The sequence below is a fragment of the Phenylobacterium sp. genome (assembly GCF_036723115.1).
GTDB lineage: Bacteria > Pseudomonadota > Alphaproteobacteria > Caulobacterales > Caulobacteraceae > Phenylobacterium.
The window spans coordinates 1-17,098 of the sequence record NZ_DAIMHV010000055.1 but is presented as its reverse complement, the minus strand read 5'-3'; the positions used below and the strand labels follow the sequence as shown (position 1 = coordinate 17,098).

Here is a 17,098-nt window from a genome sequence, read left to right as displayed (position 1 = left end):
CCGGAGGGGCGAATGCCGAAGGGCGGCCCACCCGGCGCCCCGGCCGGCTGGACCTGCGAGACATAGTCCAGGGTCACCGGATAGACGACCGGCCGGTCGGCCCGCCAGCGGCGGAAATAGGGGAATCCGCCGGGCGCGGCCGGGTCGTCCTGGGCGGTGAGCGACAGCTCTCCCGTCGCATCGGTCACGCGCAGGGCCTTGACCCGCTCGGCGATGCCGCCCACGCCGGCATAGACCACGGGCGCCGACAGCTGGAAGGGGCCCTCCATGGTTGGCCCGTCCTTCAGGACCGAGCGGACGGCGATGGCCGAGACCTCTCCGTCCGGCCCCATCAGGGGCTTGAAGGTGGAGGCGAACTCCTGGGCCTGGGCGCCGACGGACAGACCGGCGGCCGCCGCTGCGAGACCCGCGACGAAACCTGGCCGCCTCATCGCGCCCGCCCGGGCTTGCGCACCACCGGCGCGCTGGCGAAAGGCCGGATGGCCAGGTGGTCATAGATCTCGGCTGGGAAGTAGGCGACCCCGCCCACCATGGTCATGCGCACCTGGCGGATGGCGCGGATGTCGGCCACGGGATCGCCGTCCACCAGGATGAGGTCGGCGAGCTTGCCCGGCGCCACCGAGCCGAGCTCGTCGGTGCGGCCGAAGTAGCGCTCGGCGTCATAGGTGGCCAGGCGCAGCGTCTTGGCCGGAGAGATTCCCGCCTTCACATAGAGTTCCAGCTCGCGATGGGTGGTGAAGCCGGTGCCGTCGTCGGTTCCGGGCAGAAGCTGGACACCCTCGTCGTCCAGCAGCTTCAGGGTCTCCAGCACGCGGTCGAACCCGCCCATATAGCGGGAATGGTCGTGGGGATGCTCAAGGGTGACGAAGCCGCGCTTGCGATAGCGCTGATAGCCGATGGGGACGTGATCGAGATAGGGCGCGTCGCCCGGATTGACCTCGCCTGAACGGCTCAGCATCAGCCGCTCCAGAATGACGGCGGTGGTGTCCAGCGCCACGCCCTGCTCGCGCATGAGGGCGACAGTGCGACGGACCTTCGGGCTGGCGAGATCAAGGTCCGCCCCCCTCGCCATGCCGGTCAGGCGCAGGGGGGTGCGGGTGTCTTCATCCGGCGACAGCAGCCAGCCCAGCATCAGCTGGTTGACGTGGGCGATGTCGTCATAGCCCTCCTCGATCACCCGGTCGGGGGAGGAAAAGGCCGGAACGTGGCCGCTCACCCCCATGCCCCGGGCCTTGGCCGCGGCGATGGTGGGGGCCACCCAGTCGGGATTGAAGGAGTTGTAGATCTTGATCTGCCAATAGCCGTTCTCGTCGTACCACTCGACCGCCTTCAGAGCCTCCTCCAGGCTGTCGACGACGACGCCGGTGCGCGCCGAATAGGGGCTGCGCCCTTCCAGAAAGCCGTTGCGCACGATGCGCGGACCGGCCAGCTCGCCAGCCGCCATCAGGTCGATCCAGCTCAGCAGGGTCTCGTTCTCATTGCCCTGATCGCGGACGGCGGTGACGCCGGCGGCCAGGTTGAAGAGGGCCGAGGACAGGCTGGTGTGGTGGTGCATGTCGTGCAGCCCGGCCAGCAGCGTGCCGCCCTCGCCCTCGATCACCGTCTCGGCTCCGCGGGCTCGACCGGGCCTGTGCGGCGTCACCTCCACGATCTTCTCGCCGGAGATCACCACGTCGGAGGGACCGGTGAGAGCCAGCAGCTCGGGATCGAAGACCCGGACATTGCGGATGCGCACCGGCCCCTCGAAGCTGTGCGCCAGCTTCTCGCGGGCCGCCTTGGCGCGCTGCAGGCCCAGGTCGCGGTCCATGGCCCGCAGGGTCTCAAGCTCGGCCTCATAGCCTTCCCGGATCAGCCCGCCCACGGCGAAGAGCTGGCCCTCGGCGTCCAGGGTCACGTAGGACGGGGCCAGATCCAGGCCGCTCAGGGCATAGACCGTAAGGTCGCGGGCGCGATCGCCCTCGCCCAGGGTGAGCTTGCGTACCTCCTCCAGGCGGACCACGCCAGAGGGCAGGACCGGCAGGCTCCGCCCTGGCGTATTGAGCAGCACGCGGGCCATCTGGCCCTCGATCCAGGGGCTGGCGTCGGCGGGGGCGTAGAGGATGGGCGCAGGCGCGGCCACCTGGCCCGCATCGGGCGCCGAAGCCCAGACCGCCTGGCCGTCTGTCCAGGTGAAGCGCTCCGACACCGGCGCCCCGAACAGGGAAGAGCCTTCGATGGTCCAGTCGATGGGCAGGCCCGCGGCGTCCAGGACTATGGTCTCACGCGCCTGGGGACCGCGACCGTTGTTGCTGACCGCATAGTCGATCTTGACGGCCGCGCCGTCGGTTTCGGCAGTCAGATGCCCCACCCGCTCGCCATTGGCGATCACGGTGTAGCGGCTCACCTCGGCCAGGGCCTGTCCGGCCATCAGGGCGGCGGCCGCGCAGCCCAGAGCGATAAGGCGCAGGAACATGGCGATTACTCCTTGGGGCGGACGAAGTCGCGCACCGCCTGGGCCAGGGCCTGGCGGTTGGCTTCCTCGGTGAACACCGAATGGCCGCCGGAAAACTGAGCGTGCGTCAGGCGCTCGGGCGGCGCGCCGGACTGGTCCAGCACATATCGGCCGCGATAGGCCGGCGTGGTGAGGTCGAACAGGCCCGAGGCCCAGAAAAGGCGCAGGTTCGGATCGGCCTGCATGGCCTCGCCGAGGAAGCGGTTGGCGTCGGTGAAGCCCTCATGATCCCAGGCCGCGTTCACGTCGAGATTGAGCGAGTTGTAGGTGACCGGGGCGTCGAAGCCGAGGGTGTCTCGGAAATAGGCCTCGAGCGCGGCCGGCTCCCGGCTCTGGGCGGCGATCCCGCCTACCTTGGGGGGCGCGGCGGAGACCGCCGGCGCCGGCTCCAGGCTGAAGTTCAGCCCGGGATCGTCCATGGGCGGGCGCTGCGGCGGGGCGTCGAGACGCGCGGTGGCCCGGCCGTCCAGCTGGCCGGTGCGCAAACCCTGATCGGCCAGCAGGTTGAACATGAAGTCATTGTTGGAGAGGCGCAGATCCTTAGCCAGGATCAGTTGGGCGGGCAGGCCGATCAGGGCGCTCATCCGCTGGGCGAGCGCCTCGCGCTCGGCCGCGGGCAGGCTGGCGCCGCGGATCAGGGCCTGGACGTAGTCGGTGCGGGCGAACGCCACCGCCTCGGCATAGACCTGCTCGGCGCTGCGCCCGGCCCGGTCGATCTTCTGGTGCCACCAGGCGACGGTGGCGAAGCTGGGCAGGCTGGTGATATAGGGCATTTCCAGCCCGTCCACATTGCCCACCAGGGCGAACAGCAGCACCCCGTCGAACTTGACCTGACCTTGCCGGACCACCAGGGCCGCCCGGGTCGTCCCATAGGACTGGCCCAGCAGATAGCGCGGCGAGGCCTCGCGGCCGTGGGTCGTCAGCCAGTCGGCGATCACCTGGCTGACAGAAGCCGCATCCCCGCTGCGGCTCCAGAAGGCCTGGCCGTCATGGCCTGCCAAGGGGCGGCTGTAGCCCGTGCCCACGGGGTCGATGAACACCAGGTCGACGGCGTCCAGGGGACTGTCGGGATTGGCGACCATCACCTGGCCCGCCCCCTGGCCCAGGCGGCGCATGGGGCCAAAGGCGCCGAAGTGCAGGGGCGTGGTCGAGGCGCCGGGTCCGCCATTGAAGATGAACATCACCGGCCGGGCGGCCGCAGGCTCCGCATCCTCGCGCAGATAGGCGGTGGTGACGACGACCGCCGCCGGAGCGCCCGATCGGTCGGGCAGCAGGGTTTCGGCGACCACGGCGCGGTATCTGACCTCCTGTCCGTTGAAACGGCCCACATGTCGCGTCTCTGCGCGTAACGGGGTGGGCGCAACGGCCGCGGGGCTTTCCGCGCGGGCGGCGACGGGCGCGACGGCGCTGGCCAGGAGCAGGCTCGCCAGCAGGGTCGCAAGGCGTGATGACAACGTCGTCCCCCCGGTTTGGACGCAGGTTAAGGCACGCAATATCCTAATGGCTCGGGCTGGCATTTCTATTCGAAGTGGCGGAGCGACACTCCGAGCGCGACAGGTTTAATGCAACAGCTCGGTCGAAGCCGACATAGGCTATGCGCCCGACGGAGCGCGGCCGGCGGAGTTTGACAAGAAATGCCGCCCCGCCCCTCCTATTCTGCAGTGGGATCAAGGCGCACCAAGGGGGCGAACATGACGGCGATGACCAAGCGGGACCTGCTGGGCGCGGGCGCCGCGATCGGCCTTCTGGCGGCCGCCGGGACCGCCGCCGCGCAAGGGTCACAGCCGTCTGCGCCGCCCTTCGTGACGCGCCACAGCGGACGCTTCAACGGCAGGCGCGTGGACTATGTGGCCACGGTGGCCGAGACCCTGGTGAACGACGCAGACGGCCGCCCCGCCGCGCGGTTCGTCAGCACGGCCTATGTGCGCCAGGGCGCGACGGCCAGCCGGCCGGTGGTCTTCGCCTTCAACGGCGGGCCGAGCAGTTCGTCGGCCACCCTGCACATGCTGGCCCTGGGTCCCAAGCGCGCCCTGGTGGCCCAGGACCTTTCCGCGCCGGAGCCCGCGCCGCAGCGGGTGGACAATCCCGACGCCATTCTGGACGTGGCCGATCTGGTGATGATCGATCCGGCCGAGACAGGCTTTTCCCGCGTCCTGCCCGGCGCCGATCGCGGCTACTTCTATTCCGTGGACGGCGACGCCCGCTCGGTGGCCGACTTCGTCCTCCAGTGGTCGCGGGACAATGGCCGCGAGGCCTCGCCGAAGTATGTGCTGGGCGAGAGCTACGGCTCCATCCGCGCCACGGTGATGGCCGGCCTGCTGGCCGCGGAGTCGCCCCTGGCCGGGGTCTTCCTGTTTGGACAGGCCTCGAACATGATCGAGACCAGCCAGCGGGCCAAGAACGCCCTGGCCTACGCCACCAACCTGCCCGCTCTGGCGGCCATCGCGGCCTATCACGGTCGCGCCGAACGCAGCGACCGGCCGGTGAGCGAGATCATCGATGAGTCCTATGCCTGGGGGATGGGCGACTATCTCCAGGCCCTGGTCCGCGGCTACGACCTGCCCGCCGCCGAGCGCGCCGCGGTGGCCGTCCGCCTGCAGGCGCTCACCGGCATTTCGGCGGACTATTACCTGGCCAACGATCTGGCCATCACCAAGGTGGCCTTCGCCCAGGAGCTGCTGAAGGACCAGGGCCTGCGCCTGGGAACCTATGACGCCCGCTATGTGGACCGGGTCCCCGGCCCCGGGGAGCGCCTGCCCGACCCCTCGGCCAAGCCCATGCAGGCCATCCAGCCCACCATGCTGGAGCACTACGCCCAATTCCTGAACGTGCCCTGGCCGGCCGAGGACTACCGGCCCTCGGCCCCCGACACCCGCGGCTGGGAATGGAATGGGACGCTTGGCCCCGGCGGGCCCTTCCTGGATTTCGACTATCCGGCCGAGCTGGACAAGGCCTTCGCCGCCAATCCCGACTTCCGCCTGATGATCGGCACCGGGGTCTATGACCTGACCACCACCGTTGGCCCGGCCCGCTACATGGTCACCCGCAGCGCCTGGCCCCGGGACCGCGTCATCCAGCGCGAATATGTGGGCGGCCACATGGCCTATACCGACGAAGCCACCCTCAAGGGCTTCAATGACGACATCCGCCGTTTCGTGACGGGCGCGGGCTTCTAACCCCCGATAGCCGCCGCATAGAAACGGCGCAGGTCGTCGCTGGCGCCGGCGCGGGTGGCGGCGTCGGAGAAGACGGCGTGGCCTGCGGCATAGAGGCGATGCTCGAAGCGGTCCTGCGGCAGATCCGCGGCCAGATATTCCGACAGCGGCCCGGCATAGGGGATGTTGAGGTCATAGGCGCCCAGCAGCAGGGCGACCCGCATCTGCGGGGCGCGCGCCATCAGGTCCTTGAACACCAGCGGCATGGAGAGCGGGCCGCCCTCCACCTCCCAGTTCCACTGGCCGTTGGCCTCATAGGACAGCCGCACATAGGGGCTGAGCGGCTGGTACCCCAGGAGCTGGCGATAGAAGCCCTCATTGGCCGCTGTCAGGTCATAGGTGAGCGTATAGGGCGAGGTGGAGGGGTCGTCATACGGCGGCCGCTTCGTCTCGGTGACCGCCAGGGGCGCCTTGGCGCGGGCGTCGGACAGACCGATCCGGGCGGCCTCGTCAGCCAGCAGTTCGCGCATGAACCGCTCCCGGTCCAGGCGCAGACCGGCCGCAGCGATCACGTCTGGCGCAAAGCCCAGATAGCCGGCCGCCTGGGCGGCGATGGCCTGGCGGTCTTGCGGGCTCAGGGCCTCGCCGGCCGCTAAGGCCTGGGCGTAGGGACCTTCGGCGAAGGCCTGGGCCTCCAGGGTGACCTCCAGCACCGGCCGGGCCGTATGATCCCCCTTGCCGTGATAGTGCGCGGCGGCCGCCTGGCTCGGCAGGACGCGAATGGCCGGGTCGGCGGCCGGGGCCAGGGGTTCGCGCCCCCGGGTGGCGGTGGAGGGCGAGACCAGGACCACGCCCTGGAAGTCCACGGGCTCGGGCGCCTCGGCCAGGAGGCGCGCCACCACGCCCACCCGCACTCCAGCATAGCTCTCGCCCACCAGGAATTTGGGCGAGGCCTCGCGGCCGTGCAGCTTGAGCCAGGCCTGGATGAAGGCCGCCACGGCGCGGGCGTCCTCCTCCACCCCGTAATAGCGGGGCTTGGCGGCCTCGTTCAGGAAGCGGCTGTAGCCCACGCCCGCCGGATCGACGAACACCAGGTCGGTGACATCAAGGATGCTGTCGGGATTGTCGACAAAGGCGAAGCCCTCGCCCCCCTCCGCATTGACGGTGACCTTGGGGCCCAGGCCTTCGCGCAGGGCGATGGTGGCTCCGCCGGGGCCGCCGTTGAACAGGAAGGTCACCGGTCGGCGCGGGTCCGCCGGCAGGGCCAGATAGGACAGGCCGAAGAAGGTGGCCTCGGCCTCGCCCCCCGCCCCGCGCAGCACCTGCTCGGCGGCGATGGCGCGATAGGCCACGGCGCGCGATCCGATGGTCACGCGGTCCTCGATCATCGCCGCCGGAGGCGTGGAAGACTCGCCTGCGGCCAGGGCGTGCGGGGCGAGCAGGCCGGCGGCGGCCAGGCCAAGGCCCAGGGTGCGGCGCGTCAGAAGGGGCATGGGGGGCGTCCTCGCCAAGGTCAGGGAACGGGCCGCACGTCGCCGAGATAGCGGTCGCGCAGCAGGCGGTTTCGGGCTGTGGCGGGCTGGATCTCGCCGCCGATGATCACCAGCCGGGCCACGGTGGTGGTCTCCAGGGGATCGCCGCTCCACAGGACCAAATCAGCGTCCTTGCCCGTCTCGATGGAGCCCGACCGGTCGGCGAAGCCGAAGATGCGGGCCGGATTGAGGGTGATGGCCTTCAGCGCCTCCTCCCAGGGCAGGCCGAAGGGCACGGTGCGCCCGGCCAGGAAGCGTGGCGTGCGGATCTGGAAGACGATGCGCGCAATGCCCGGCTTGAAGGCCACCAGCACGCCGGCCTCGTGCAGGATGGCGGCGTTGCGGTAGTTGGCGTTGAGGCTCTCGAAGGTGAAGGCCTGATTGTCCTCGGCGTCCAGGATCACCGGGACCCGGGCGCGGGCGATCTCATCGGCCACCATCCAGGCCTCCGCCGCGCCGGAGAGAACCACCCGGATCCGGTTGGCTTCAGCCGCGGCCAGGACGTTGCGGATGTCCGAGGCGCGGTTGACCTCCACCAGCAGGGGCCGCCGCCCCGCCGCCACGGGGACCAGGGCCGCAAGATCGGCCCGGGAGAGGGAAAGCTCGGCCAAGCGTTCGGCGCTTACCCGTTCGGGCGCGCGCTGCGAGTCCCTGGCGAGCGCCATGGACTGGTCGAGCAGGGTGCGCCAGGCGCCGCGGGAGCCGCCGGCCGCCGCCGCGCCGCCGGACCCCGCCCCGCTGACCACGGCCAGCGCCGGCGCCAGGGCCGGCCCCTGCCCTTCGCCCAGGGTGATCAGGCCCGCCAGACCGCCAAAGATGCGATAGGCCTCGCCACTGGGGCCGCCGGGAGGATTGGGGGCGACGATGGCCCGGGTCACCCCCTCGATCCGCGCCTCAGGAATCTGCGGCGAGGTGGGGTTCACGTCCGGCAGGACATCGAAGGCCGCGCTGAGGCGCGGGTTGCGCGAGCCGAGCCCGCCATAACCGCTGCCGATGGTGTCGTTCAGGGCCAGGGGCGTCACCGTGGCCACCAGGCCTGGGGTCAAAACCAGTCCCTGGCCGTCGATGACGCGGGCGCCGGCGGGAGCGGCGGCGGCGGTCCCCACAGCGGCGATCTTGCCGTCGCGGACCACCACAGTGGCCGAAGGCAGGTCTCCGGCCGGGCCCAGGGTCACCACCCGCGCGCCCACAATGGCCAGGGTCTCGGCCAGGGCCGGGGCGGCGGTGAAGGCGAGCAGCCCCGCCAGGATCAGGCGCGCGATCACGGCTGGTCCCCCGGCCGGCGGCTGTGGCCGAGTTCGAAGTCCGACCGGGGCGGGCCAGGCGTGCGGCTGCGGTCATGCCATAGCACCCCGTCGATGAAGACGAGGTCGGGGCGGGAATAGACGCTGAGCGGGTCCTGGTCCCACAGGATCAGGTCGGCGGCCTTGCCGGCCTCCAGGGAGCCTGTCTCCTGGTCGACGCCGATGATGCGGGCCGGGTTGAGGGTGATCCAGGCGATGGCGTCTTCGGGTCTGATATCCAGGCCCGCCTCCTGGCCGGCGGTCATGGCCCGCGCCGCCTCCTGGTTGAGGTGCTGCATCAGCATCACATTGTCGGAGTGCATGGCCGCCAGGCCGCCGGCGGCGTGGATGAAGGCCGCATTCTCCATGACGGAGTCGAAGGCCTCCATCTTGTAGCCCGACCAGTCCCCCGACCAGGTGATCACCGGAATGGCTTCCCGCGCCAGGACCGGGGCGATCTTGAAGGCCTCCAGGGCGTGGTGGAATCCGGCGATCTTGAACCCGAATTCGTGGGCCAGATCGATCATCTGCAACATCTCGTCGGCGCGGTAGCAGTGGATGTGAACCTTCACATCGCCGTTCAGCGCGCCAGCTATGGTCTCCAGGGCCGGGTCGATCCGGCCTCCGCCCTTGCGTTGCTGAAGGTAGTTCGCCGCGGCCGTCAGCGTGGTGCGATAGGCCAGCATGCCGCCCGCCCGCGTGCTCGGCTTGCCCCCCGCTCCGCTGGTGGGGTTTTCGCCGCAGGCGACCTTCAGGCCGTAGGGCGCGCCGGGGAACTTCATCTGCTGCGGCGACAGGGCCGGAACGTTCTTCACCGTCACCGTGCGGCCATTGAACAGGTTGGCCGACCCGGGAAGGATCATGATGGTGGTGACGCCCGCCGCCAGAGCCCGCTCGAACATGGGGTCCTGCGTCCAGAGCGAGTGCTCCACCCAGACGCCCGAGGCGTTCGGGCCGCTCTCATTGGAGCCGTCGCCATTGGCCTCCACCGGACTGGAGCCGACGCCGATATGGGCGTGGGGATCGACAATGCCCGGCGTCAGCCAGCGGCCGGCGGCGTCGATCACGCGAACGCCCTCCGGCGGCGCCAGACCCGTCCCCACCTGAACGATCCGCCCGTCGCGCACCAGCAGGCCGCCGTTCTCGATCAGCGGGCCGGCGCCGGTATAGATTTTGGCGTTGATGATGGCGAAGGGCTCGGAGGCCTTGGGCCGATAGGTGGCCGGAAAGGGCGGCTGGGACTGGTCGCCGACGATCTGCGTCACGGGGGCGGAGACGCTCGCAGGCGGAGCCGCCGGGGCTTCGAGGCTCGCACAGCCCGCCAGCAGGGCGCCCGACAGCGCCAGGGCGGGCAGGCTGAGGGGATTGAGACGCTTGCCCGGCATCTAGGCTCCTTGACTGCGATAGAGGGCCTCGGCCGCGGCCAGATCCTGAACCACGTGCCCCAGGGACTTATAGACGGTGATCTGGTCTGGCGACTGGCGTCCCGGCAGATCGCCCGCCAGGACCTGGCCGATCTCGCCCACCACATGGCCGTCGTCCACAAGGCCCGCGGCCTTGGCGTTCAGGAACTCCGCCCCCTGGGCCAGCACGCCTTCGCGGCTGTCGGCGATGAAGCGGGCGGCGGCCACCAGGTCCACATCGGCTTCAGACGGGCCGGCATAGCTCGAGCCCACCAGGTTCACATGGGTCCCCGGCGCCAGCCAGGCGCCCTTGAGGATCGGCTCGGCGGCGTTGGTCACGGTGCAGACCATGTCGGCCTGGGCGACCGCGGCCTGCGCCGTGGGACGGGCCTCGCACGGCAGGCCGAGATCCTCAGTGATGCGGCGGGCGAAAGCCTGGGCCCGCTCAGACGAGCGGCCCCAGACGCTGAGCGCCTCGAGCCGGCGCACCTTCGACAGCGCGCAGGCATGGGTGTAGGCCTGCTCGCCATAACCCAGCAGAGCCAGCCGCGAGGCCTCGGGCCGGGCCAGGGCGTCCGTGGCCACGGCGCTGGCCGCGGCCGTGCGGATGGCGGTGATCTCCCCGGCATGGGCGACGCAGACGGGCCGTCCGGCCTCCCCGTCGAACAGCACCACCAGGCCCTGGTGGGACTGCCGGCCCTGGGCGAAATTCTCCGGATAGACGCTGACCAGCTTGGCGCCGAAGACGGCGCGTTCCCCCAGGGCGCCGGGCATGACCCCGAAGGCGCGGCCTTCGCCCAGGGGAATGATGGTGCGCAGCAACTGGCGGGTCTCGCCCCGCGACAGGGCGATCATGGCCTGGCGGACCAGAGGAACGCACATCTCGAAGGTCAGCCGCCGCCGCACCTCGGCCTGATCGATCACCCGCATCAGCGCGCCCGCCCGTTCAGCCAGGCCACGCAGGCAAGGTCCTGAACCGCATGGCCCAGAGACTTGTAGAGGGTCACTTCGTCGGGGTCGGCGCGCCCAGGAACCGCGCCGCTGAACACCTGGCCGATCTCGGCGGCGATGTGGGCCTCATCGATGCGCCCCGCCTGCCGGGCGCGCAGGAACTCGCCCCCATGGGCCAGCACGTGTTCGCGGTGATCGACGATGTAGCGCGAGCGCGCCACAAGGTCCGTGTCCGCCTCGGCCTGGGCCGGACCGCTGGAGCCCACAAGATTGACGTGGGTTCCAGGCGCCACCCATTCTCCGAACAGGATGGGATCGGCCGCCGCCGTCACGGTGCAGATCACTTGGGCGTCGGCCACCGCGTCCCGAGCCTCTTCAGCCGCGCGCACCGGAAGACCGGTGGCGACGGCCAGGCTGTCGGCGAGGGCGCGGCTCTGCGCGCCCTGGCGGCTCCAGATCCGGATATCGGTGAAATCCCGCACAAGCGACAGGGCGCGGACATGCTCCTGCGCCTGTCGTCCGCCGCCCAGGATGGTCAGCACCCGGGCTTCGGGAAGGGCGAGGGCGTCCGTGGCGGCCGCCGAGGCCGCGGCGGTGCGGATGGCCGTCACCTCGCCCGCATCGGCCAGACAGACCGGGGCGCCGCTCTCGCCGTCGAACAGTACGACCAGACCCTCGTGCGCCTTGCGGCCCGTCCCGTCGTGGAAGACGCTGACCAGCTTGGCGCCGAACACGGCCGGCTGTTCCAGGGCCGCGGGCATGATGGCGAAGGTGCGCCCCTCGCCGAGGCCGATGAAGCTGCGCAGAAGCTGGCGCACCCGGCCGGCCGAAAGGTCGATCATGGCCTGGCGGACCACCGGCAGGGCCGCGGCCGGCGTCAGCGCCTCGCGCACGGCCTCGGCGCTCCAGATGTCGAGACCGCCGATGGATTGGGCCAAGGCTTGCACTCCTGCCGGATCATGACTTGGGCGACGCCCCGTGGGTCGGAGGCGTCGCCCTGCCGAAGGCCAGGTGGAGGGACCTGACCCGACGTCTCGAAGGCGGGGTCCGGCGCCAGGGCCAGACCCGCCAGCTGGTCCCGCCGACCCGCTTCTAGAAGCGGGCGGTCAGGCCCATGAAGTAGTAGCGGCCGATGATATCGCCGTGGGTCCGGGTCGGGTAGGACGGCGCCTCGTCGGTGAAGTTGTTCACGCCGCCGCGCAGCACATAGGTCCCGAAGTCATACGAGGCCGAGGCGTTGTGGCGGATATTGGCGTCGATCAGCCAGTGCTCGCGCTGCTCGATGGTGTCCCCTTGGGCGAAGAGCACCTCGGAGATGTAGTTCATCGTGTAGGTGGCGCGCAGGGCGCCGCGGCGATAGCGGGCGTCGAACCGGCCGGTCCAGTCCGGCTGGGCCAGGGTGTTGTCCCGCCGCGTCCGGTCGGCGCCGGTGACGGAGACTTCCATCTTGGCGGTGTGGGTCGCTTCGGCGTTCAGCTCCAGCGTGCCCATGTCCCGATCGCCGAAGAAGCGGCCCACCGGGAAGACGTAGTTGATGTTGTAGACCTCGCCCCGATAGGTGATCTCGCCGGCGTTGAACGTGGTGTTCAGGGCGGAGACCACCTGGCCCTGAGCGTTCCGGGTGAAGGTTCCGCACACGTCGGCGGGACGGACCGCGGCGTCATAGCAGGTCTGCAGGAAGTCGGTGGGCAGGAAGGGCGACAGGCCGTCGGTGAGATCGACCTCCACCCGGTCCACCACGATGGTCAGGCCCGGCACGAAGCTCGGCTGGAAGACCACCCCGTAGGTGACCGTGTCCGACAGCTCGTTCTTCAGGTTCGGATTGCCGCCGGTGGTGACCAGGGCCGAGCTGAAGTTGGTGGAGTCGTTCTGGAAGGTGGCCAGGTTGCCATAACCCCGCGCCGCCCACTCCGCCTGACAGTTGGTGCGACGCACAGAGGGGTTGGGGCCGGCGCTGATGTAGCGGAAGTCGCAGGGGTCGATGCCCACCGAGCCCAGGGCCACCCGGGTGGGGGCGAAGAGCTGGTTCAGGGTCGGCGCCCGGAAGTTGCGGCTCTTGGACGCCCGGAAGCTCAAGCCGTCGATGACTTCCCACCGGAGGCCGGCCCCCCAGACGGTCTCTTCGCCGGCGATGGAGTGGTCGACCCAGCGATAGGCGCCGTTCAGCTCCAGCGCCTGGGCGAAGGGCAGGCTGAAGTCGCCGCCCAGCACCGGGACCAGCAGTTCGCCCGACCATTCGTTGGTGTTGTAGCCGGCCCGCGCCGCCAGCGTCGGCACGCCGGAGCCCACCAGGCCCCGCTGTTCGGCAGGCGACGGCGTGAACTTGGCCGACTCTTCGCGGCGCTCATAGGCGACGCTGAACCGGGCCGGGCCGGCCGGCAGGTCCACCAGCTGCCCGCCCAGGGTGGCCAGATAGGCGTCCTGGGTGTTGAGGAACTCTTCGCCCACCGGAATGGTCACGTAGCGACGGGATTCCCAGCTCGCGTTGCCCACGCCGAAGGGGTTGAGCGGCGCGCAGGCCGGATCGTCATTGGCGGTGGTGGCGTCGGCGTTGATGGCGCAGACGATGTTGCCGGCGCTGTTGCGCACCGCGTTCACGGCGTTGGCGAACCGCGCGGTGTGCACGCTCCAGCCCTGCTGCTCGCCCTCGGTCTGGCCGCGGCTGGCGCTCAACGTCCAATAGAAGTTGCGCTCGCCGATATCGAAGTCGCCTTCAAGGCCGGCCAGGATGCGATAGGTCTCGGTGTTGGTGACCACTTCGCGGGTGGGCAGCAGGTCGTCGCCCCACACCTTGGACAGGAAGATCGGCGGGCCGCCGGCCCCGATCACGGCGCGCACGGCGTCGGTGATGTAGGGGTTGCTGCGGTTGATCGAGATGGGGCCGGCGCCGCTGGCGGCGTTGTTCAGCACGGTGGTGCTGAAATAGGTGCCATAGGGATTGCGGCCCTCGGTCTCGGCGTACATCAACTCTGTGGTGAAGCGCACCCGGTCGGTGATGTCGTAGTGGCCGATGACATTGGCGGTCCAGCGCTCCACCCCGGTGCGCAGCGAGGCGATCTCACGGTAGTCCCAGCCGTCGCCGCCGGAGGCGAAGGGCACGCCGAAGCGGACACCGGTATTGTAGGGGATCAGGGCCGTGCCGGCGGCATTGAACTGAAGCGGCGTTCCGTTCTGGCTGACGATGAAGGTCGGGACAGGCGCCGCGGCCGGGGTGAACAGCAGACCATTATAGTTGAACGGCCAGAAGCGGGCGCCGATGATCTCCGCCAGGGCCGGAATGCCGTCGCTGGGCCCCGTATTGGCCGGGTTGGTGCCGGTCAGGCGGCCGAGGGCCGTGAAGGGCCGGTCATAGTCCAGCAGGGAGTCGGTCTTCGACCACTCCAGATTGACCGCCACATTGCCGCGGTCGTCCAGGAAGTTGCGGCCGCCCGTCAGGCGCAGGCTGGACTGCGGATAGTCGTCCCGCGACGAGAGGCCGTAATAGGCGTCGAATTCCAGGCCCTGGAAGTTGTCCTTGAGCACATAGTTGATCACGCCTGCGATGGCGTCGGAGCCATAGACCGCCGCCCCGCCCGCCTGGACCACGTCGATCCGCTCGATCAGGCCGGTGGGGATGATGTTGGTGTCGACCACCCGCTCGCCCGCATTGGGGTTCGAGGCGCTGACGGCGCCAAAGCCCCGCGAGGAGGTGACGAAACGGCGCCCATTGACCAGGGTGAGCGTCCGTCCAGCGCCCAGGCCGAACAGGTTGGGGAACTGCTGACCGCTGCCCGAGCTCGCGCCGGAGCCGTCGGCCTGCGGGAAGGACGGGACCGTGGCCGTCAGCTCGTTGAGCGCCTGGCCGGCCGAAACAAAACCGCGGTCTGAAATCGTCTGGGCGTCGATGATCGTCACCGGCGCCTCGGTGTTGGTCTCCACGCGCCGGATGCGCGAGCCGGTGACCACCACTTCCTGGACCACGTCAGCCTCGGTCGAGGCCGTCTGCGCCCGAGCCGGCGCCACGCTGGCCATGGCCAGGAGGACCGCGCCGCCGAGAACGCTGGAGGCCAGCATGAGCCCCTTCGCCGAATAGATCTTCATTCTAACCCCCAAACTTCTCTGTCGATGACTGCCTGACCCCGAAGCTGCCCGACTGCGCGAGCTTGGCTTGTTGATCAGCCTAGCGATGAAGGCACGGTATTTCTTTGCGTTTCACGGGCCCGTCAGCTCGCGACACAGATTGGTCATGCAGACGCCACCAAGCTGACGCATCAGCTATGCGCGCTTTTCGGGACTCGCGCGGCGAGCGCTGCGGAGAGGCGGGCCAAGCCACGATCCAGGGCCTCGGCGTCGCCGCCAAAGCCCAGGCGGATATGGCCGCCCAGGCCGAAGTGCTCTCCCGGGGCCACGGCCAGGTGATCCTGCGTCCAGAGCTGCTCGGCCAGGGCCAGGGTGTCGCTCACCCCGCAGATCCTCGGGAAGAACATGCAGCCGTCCTGCGGCAGCGCCCCTTCGATAAGCCCGGCCCGGCGCATGGCCTCGGCATGGCGCGCCATGACCGCGCGCGACCGGTCCAGCACGGAGCGCCAATGGGCCTCGAAGGGCGCCAGGTCCTCCAGGACCAGGGCCGCCACCGCGTGGGCGAGTTTGGAGACCCCCAGATCGCCCTGCGGATTGGCCGCCTCGACCCGCGCCACATGGTCGGGCGACCCCACCAGCCAGCCGCACTTGAGGGCGAAGAGGCCGTGAACCTTGGTCAGGCTGTTGGCCACCATGACGCCGGGGACGCCGCTCCAGGCGCTGGCCTCAGGACCGGCGAAGTCGGCATAGACCTCGTCCACCAGCAGCGGAACCCCGGCCTTGCGGGTCACCGTCGCAAGGGCCTCCAGCGCATCGGGAGACAGGCGCGCGCCGGAGGGGTTGTGCAGCTGGGTGAGCAGGACGAGCGCGGTGTTGGGCCGCAGCGCCGCCTGGAGAGCGGCGGGGTCGAGGTCAAAGGCCGGCGGCGGCCGGCTGACAAAGCTCACCTCCGCGCCTGCCTCGCGGGCCAGGGCGGGCAGCAGGTCGAAGCACGGGGATTCCACCACCACATGGTCGCCCCGCCGCACAAAGGCCCGGATGGCCATGGCCATGGCGCTGGTGGCGCCCGTGGCGGCGATCACCTGGGTGGGCGCGACGCCATAGCGGGCCGCCACGGCGCGGGCGACATAGCGGTTGCCGGCCGAGAAGACGCTTTCGTATCGGTCTGTCACCTGACCGTTGAAAGCGCGCCGCACCACGCCGGCCAGCAGCTCGGTGGGCTCAGAAATGGTTGAGTCGAACAGTATGCCGGCGTCGGCCTCACCGGCCACTCGGGCGAGGGTCGTGCGCACCCAGCGCGTATAGGTTTCCGGCGGCGCAGCGAGGGCGTCGCGGCGGTCGGCCGCGCGTTCGAAAGTCAAAGGGTCCCCCGTCGATACGCTGCACGCGGCCGGGCGAAGAACGCACGCCATGGGCCGTCTGAGATACTAATCCCGGCAGATGGATTTTCTTGTCTTTGTGCTGCTTGACAGGGGCGGCGCGCGCATCCGCTATGCACAGAAGGAAACCGAGCGACATAAGATATGCCATTCACCCTGGACCCCATCGACATCAAGATCCTCGACCTGATGCAGAGGGACGCCTCGCTCTCCACCGCCGAACTGGCTGAGCGCGTGGGCCTGTCCCAGTCGCCCTGCTGGCGGCGCATCCAGCGCCTGCGCGAGGAGGGCTATATCAAGGCGGTGGTGGCCATCGTCGATCACAAGAAGCTCGGCTTCACCATGCAGATCTTCGCCCAGGTGAAGATGACGACCCTCAGCGAGGAAGAGCGCGAGAACTTCTACAAGGCCATCAACAACATTCCCGAAATCCTGGAGTGCTGGACCGTCTTCGGGGAGATGGACGCCATGCTGAAGATCATGGCGCCGGACGTGGCCTGGTATCAGGACTTCATCTTCGCCGTCCTGCTCAAGCTGCCCGGCGTGGTCGATGTCCGCTCCATCGTGACCCTGGCCGAGTCCAAGAGCACCACCGCCGTGCCCCTGCGGGCGAGGCAGTTCCGCTGAGCGGGCGGACGCCCCGCTGCATAATTGTTCCAGCCCTGCTCGAACCTGCGCGACAATGAGACTGAAATTTTCGCAGGCGCGGGGTTAGGCTTCCAGCTCAGGAGGCTTCATGTCGTTCACTCGTCGCGCCCTGGTGGCCACGGCCGTCGCTGGACCAGCCCTGGTCAACGCCCCCGCCGCAGCCGCAGCCTCAGCGCGGCCAGGTCTGGCCCCGGCAG

The 17,098-nt window shown here is 69.8% G+C and carries 12 protein-coding genes; 2 read left to right on the top strand and 10 right to left on the bottom strand.

Annotated features, from left to right (window positions below; genetic code table 11):
• The 3 genes from V7D28_RS07800 to V7D28_RS07790 form a co-directional block, all read right to left on the bottom strand.
• Nucleotides 1-431, bottom strand: a 431-nt coding sequence (locus V7D28_RS07800; protein WP_333586815.1) for a hypothetical protein, incomplete at its 3' end; no start/stop codon positions are given.
• Nucleotides 428-2,452: an amidohydrolase family protein gene (locus V7D28_RS07795; RefSeq protein ID WP_333586814.1), complete on the bottom strand. Its 2,025-nt coding sequence runs from the start codon at nucleotides 2,450-2,452 to the stop codon at nucleotides 428-430. The genes V7D28_RS07800 and V7D28_RS07795, both read right to left, overlap by 4 nt.
• A gap of 5 nt (nucleotides 2,453-2,457) precedes the next feature.
• Nucleotides 2,458-3,945, bottom strand: coding sequence for a S10 family peptidase (locus tag V7D28_RS07790; RefSeq protein WP_333586813.1), 1,488 nt, complete (start codon nucleotides 3,943-3,945; stop codon nucleotides 2,458-2,460).
• Nucleotides 3,946-4,182: 237 nt separating this feature from the next.
• On the opposite strand from V7D28_RS07790, the gene V7D28_RS07785 reads away from it, so the two are divergent.
• A complete protein-coding gene (locus tag V7D28_RS07785; RefSeq protein ID WP_333586812.1) occupies nucleotides 4,183-5,667 on the top strand; it encodes a S10 family peptidase in 1,485 nt (494 codons plus the stop codon).
• On the opposite strand, the gene V7D28_RS07780 is transcribed toward V7D28_RS07785, so the two are convergent.
• From V7D28_RS07780 to V7D28_RS07750, 7 genes are all read right to left on the bottom strand, one after another.
• Entirely contained in the window at nucleotides 5,664-7,139 is a 1,476-nt protein-coding gene (locus V7D28_RS07780) for a S10 family serine carboxypeptidase-like protein (protein ID WP_333586811.1), read from the bottom strand. The two genes, V7D28_RS07785 and V7D28_RS07780, sit on opposite strands and share 4 nt — an antisense overlap.
• Before the next feature lie 20 nt (nucleotides 7,140-7,159).
• Nucleotides 7,160-8,443: an amidohydrolase family protein gene (locus V7D28_RS07775; protein ID WP_333586810.1), complete on the bottom strand. Its 1,284-nt coding sequence runs from the start codon at nucleotides 8,441-8,443 to the stop codon at nucleotides 7,160-7,162.
• Nucleotides 8,440-9,846 carry an amidohydrolase family protein gene (locus tag V7D28_RS07770; protein ID WP_333586809.1) on the bottom strand — a complete coding sequence of 469 codons (1,407 nt, stop codon included), beginning with the start codon at nucleotides 9,844-9,846 and terminating at the stop codon, nucleotides 8,440-8,442. Before V7D28_RS07770 ends, V7D28_RS07775 begins: the two co-directional genes overlap by 4 nt.
• Nucleotides 9,847-10,794 carry an ornithine cyclodeaminase family protein gene (locus V7D28_RS07765; RefSeq protein WP_333586808.1) on the bottom strand — a complete coding sequence of 316 codons (948 nt, stop codon included), beginning with the start codon at nucleotides 10,792-10,794 and terminating at the stop codon, nucleotides 9,847-9,849.
• The gene (locus tag V7D28_RS07760) at nucleotides 10,794-11,753 is read right to left on the bottom strand and encodes an ornithine cyclodeaminase family protein (RefSeq protein ID WP_333586807.1); all 960 of its coding nucleotides are present in this window, start codon (nucleotides 11,751-11,753) and stop codon (nucleotides 10,794-10,796) included. Before V7D28_RS07760 ends, V7D28_RS07765 begins: the two co-directional genes overlap by 1 nt.
• A gap of 154 nt (nucleotides 11,754-11,907) precedes the next feature.
• Nucleotides 11,908-14,895 (bottom strand): TonB-dependent receptor domain-containing protein, encoded by a 2,988-nt coding sequence (locus V7D28_RS07755; protein WP_333586806.1) that lies wholly within the window; start codon nucleotides 14,893-14,895, stop codon nucleotides 11,908-11,910.
• A 170-nt stretch (nucleotides 14,896-15,065) separates the two neighbouring features.
• Nucleotides 15,066-16,235 (bottom strand): pyridoxal phosphate-dependent aminotransferase, encoded by a 1,170-nt coding sequence (locus V7D28_RS07750; RefSeq protein ID WP_333586805.1) that lies wholly within the window; start codon nucleotides 16,233-16,235, stop codon nucleotides 15,066-15,068.
• A gap of 162 nt (nucleotides 16,236-16,397) precedes the next feature.
• On the opposite strand from V7D28_RS07750, the gene V7D28_RS07745 reads away from it, so the two are divergent.
• Nucleotides 16,398-16,880 (top strand): Lrp/AsnC family transcriptional regulator, encoded by a 483-nt coding sequence (locus V7D28_RS07745; protein WP_333586804.1) that lies wholly within the window; start codon nucleotides 16,398-16,400, stop codon nucleotides 16,878-16,880.
• Nucleotides 16,881-17,098: the final 218 nt, after the last annotated feature.

Coding starts and splice junctions, on each gene's coding strand:
- V7D28_RS07785 (WP_333586812.1), top strand. CDS start 4,183: ATGACGGCGATGACCAAGCGGGACCTGCTGGGCGCGGGCGCCGCGATC.
- V7D28_RS07780 (WP_333586811.1), bottom strand. CDS start 7,139: ATGCCCCTTCTGACGCGCCGCACCCTGGGCCTTGGCCTGGCCGCCGCC.
- V7D28_RS07765 (WP_333586808.1), bottom strand. CDS start 10,794: ATGCGGGTGATCGATCAGGCCGAGGTGCGGCGGCGGCTGACCTTCGAG.
- V7D28_RS07795 (WP_333586814.1), bottom strand. CDS start 2,452: ATGTTCCTGCGCCTTATCGCTCTGGGCTGCGCGGCCGCCGCCCTGATG.
- V7D28_RS07755 (WP_333586806.1), bottom strand. CDS start 14,895: ATGAAGATCTATTCGGCGAAGGGGCTCATGCTGGCCTCCAGCGTTCTC.
- V7D28_RS07770 (WP_333586809.1), bottom strand. CDS start 9,846: ATGCCGGGCAAGCGTCTCAATCCCCTCAGCCTGCCCGCCCTGGCGCTG.
- V7D28_RS07745 (WP_333586804.1), top strand. CDS start 16,398: ATGCCATTCACCCTGGACCCCATCGACATCAAGATCCTCGACCTGATG.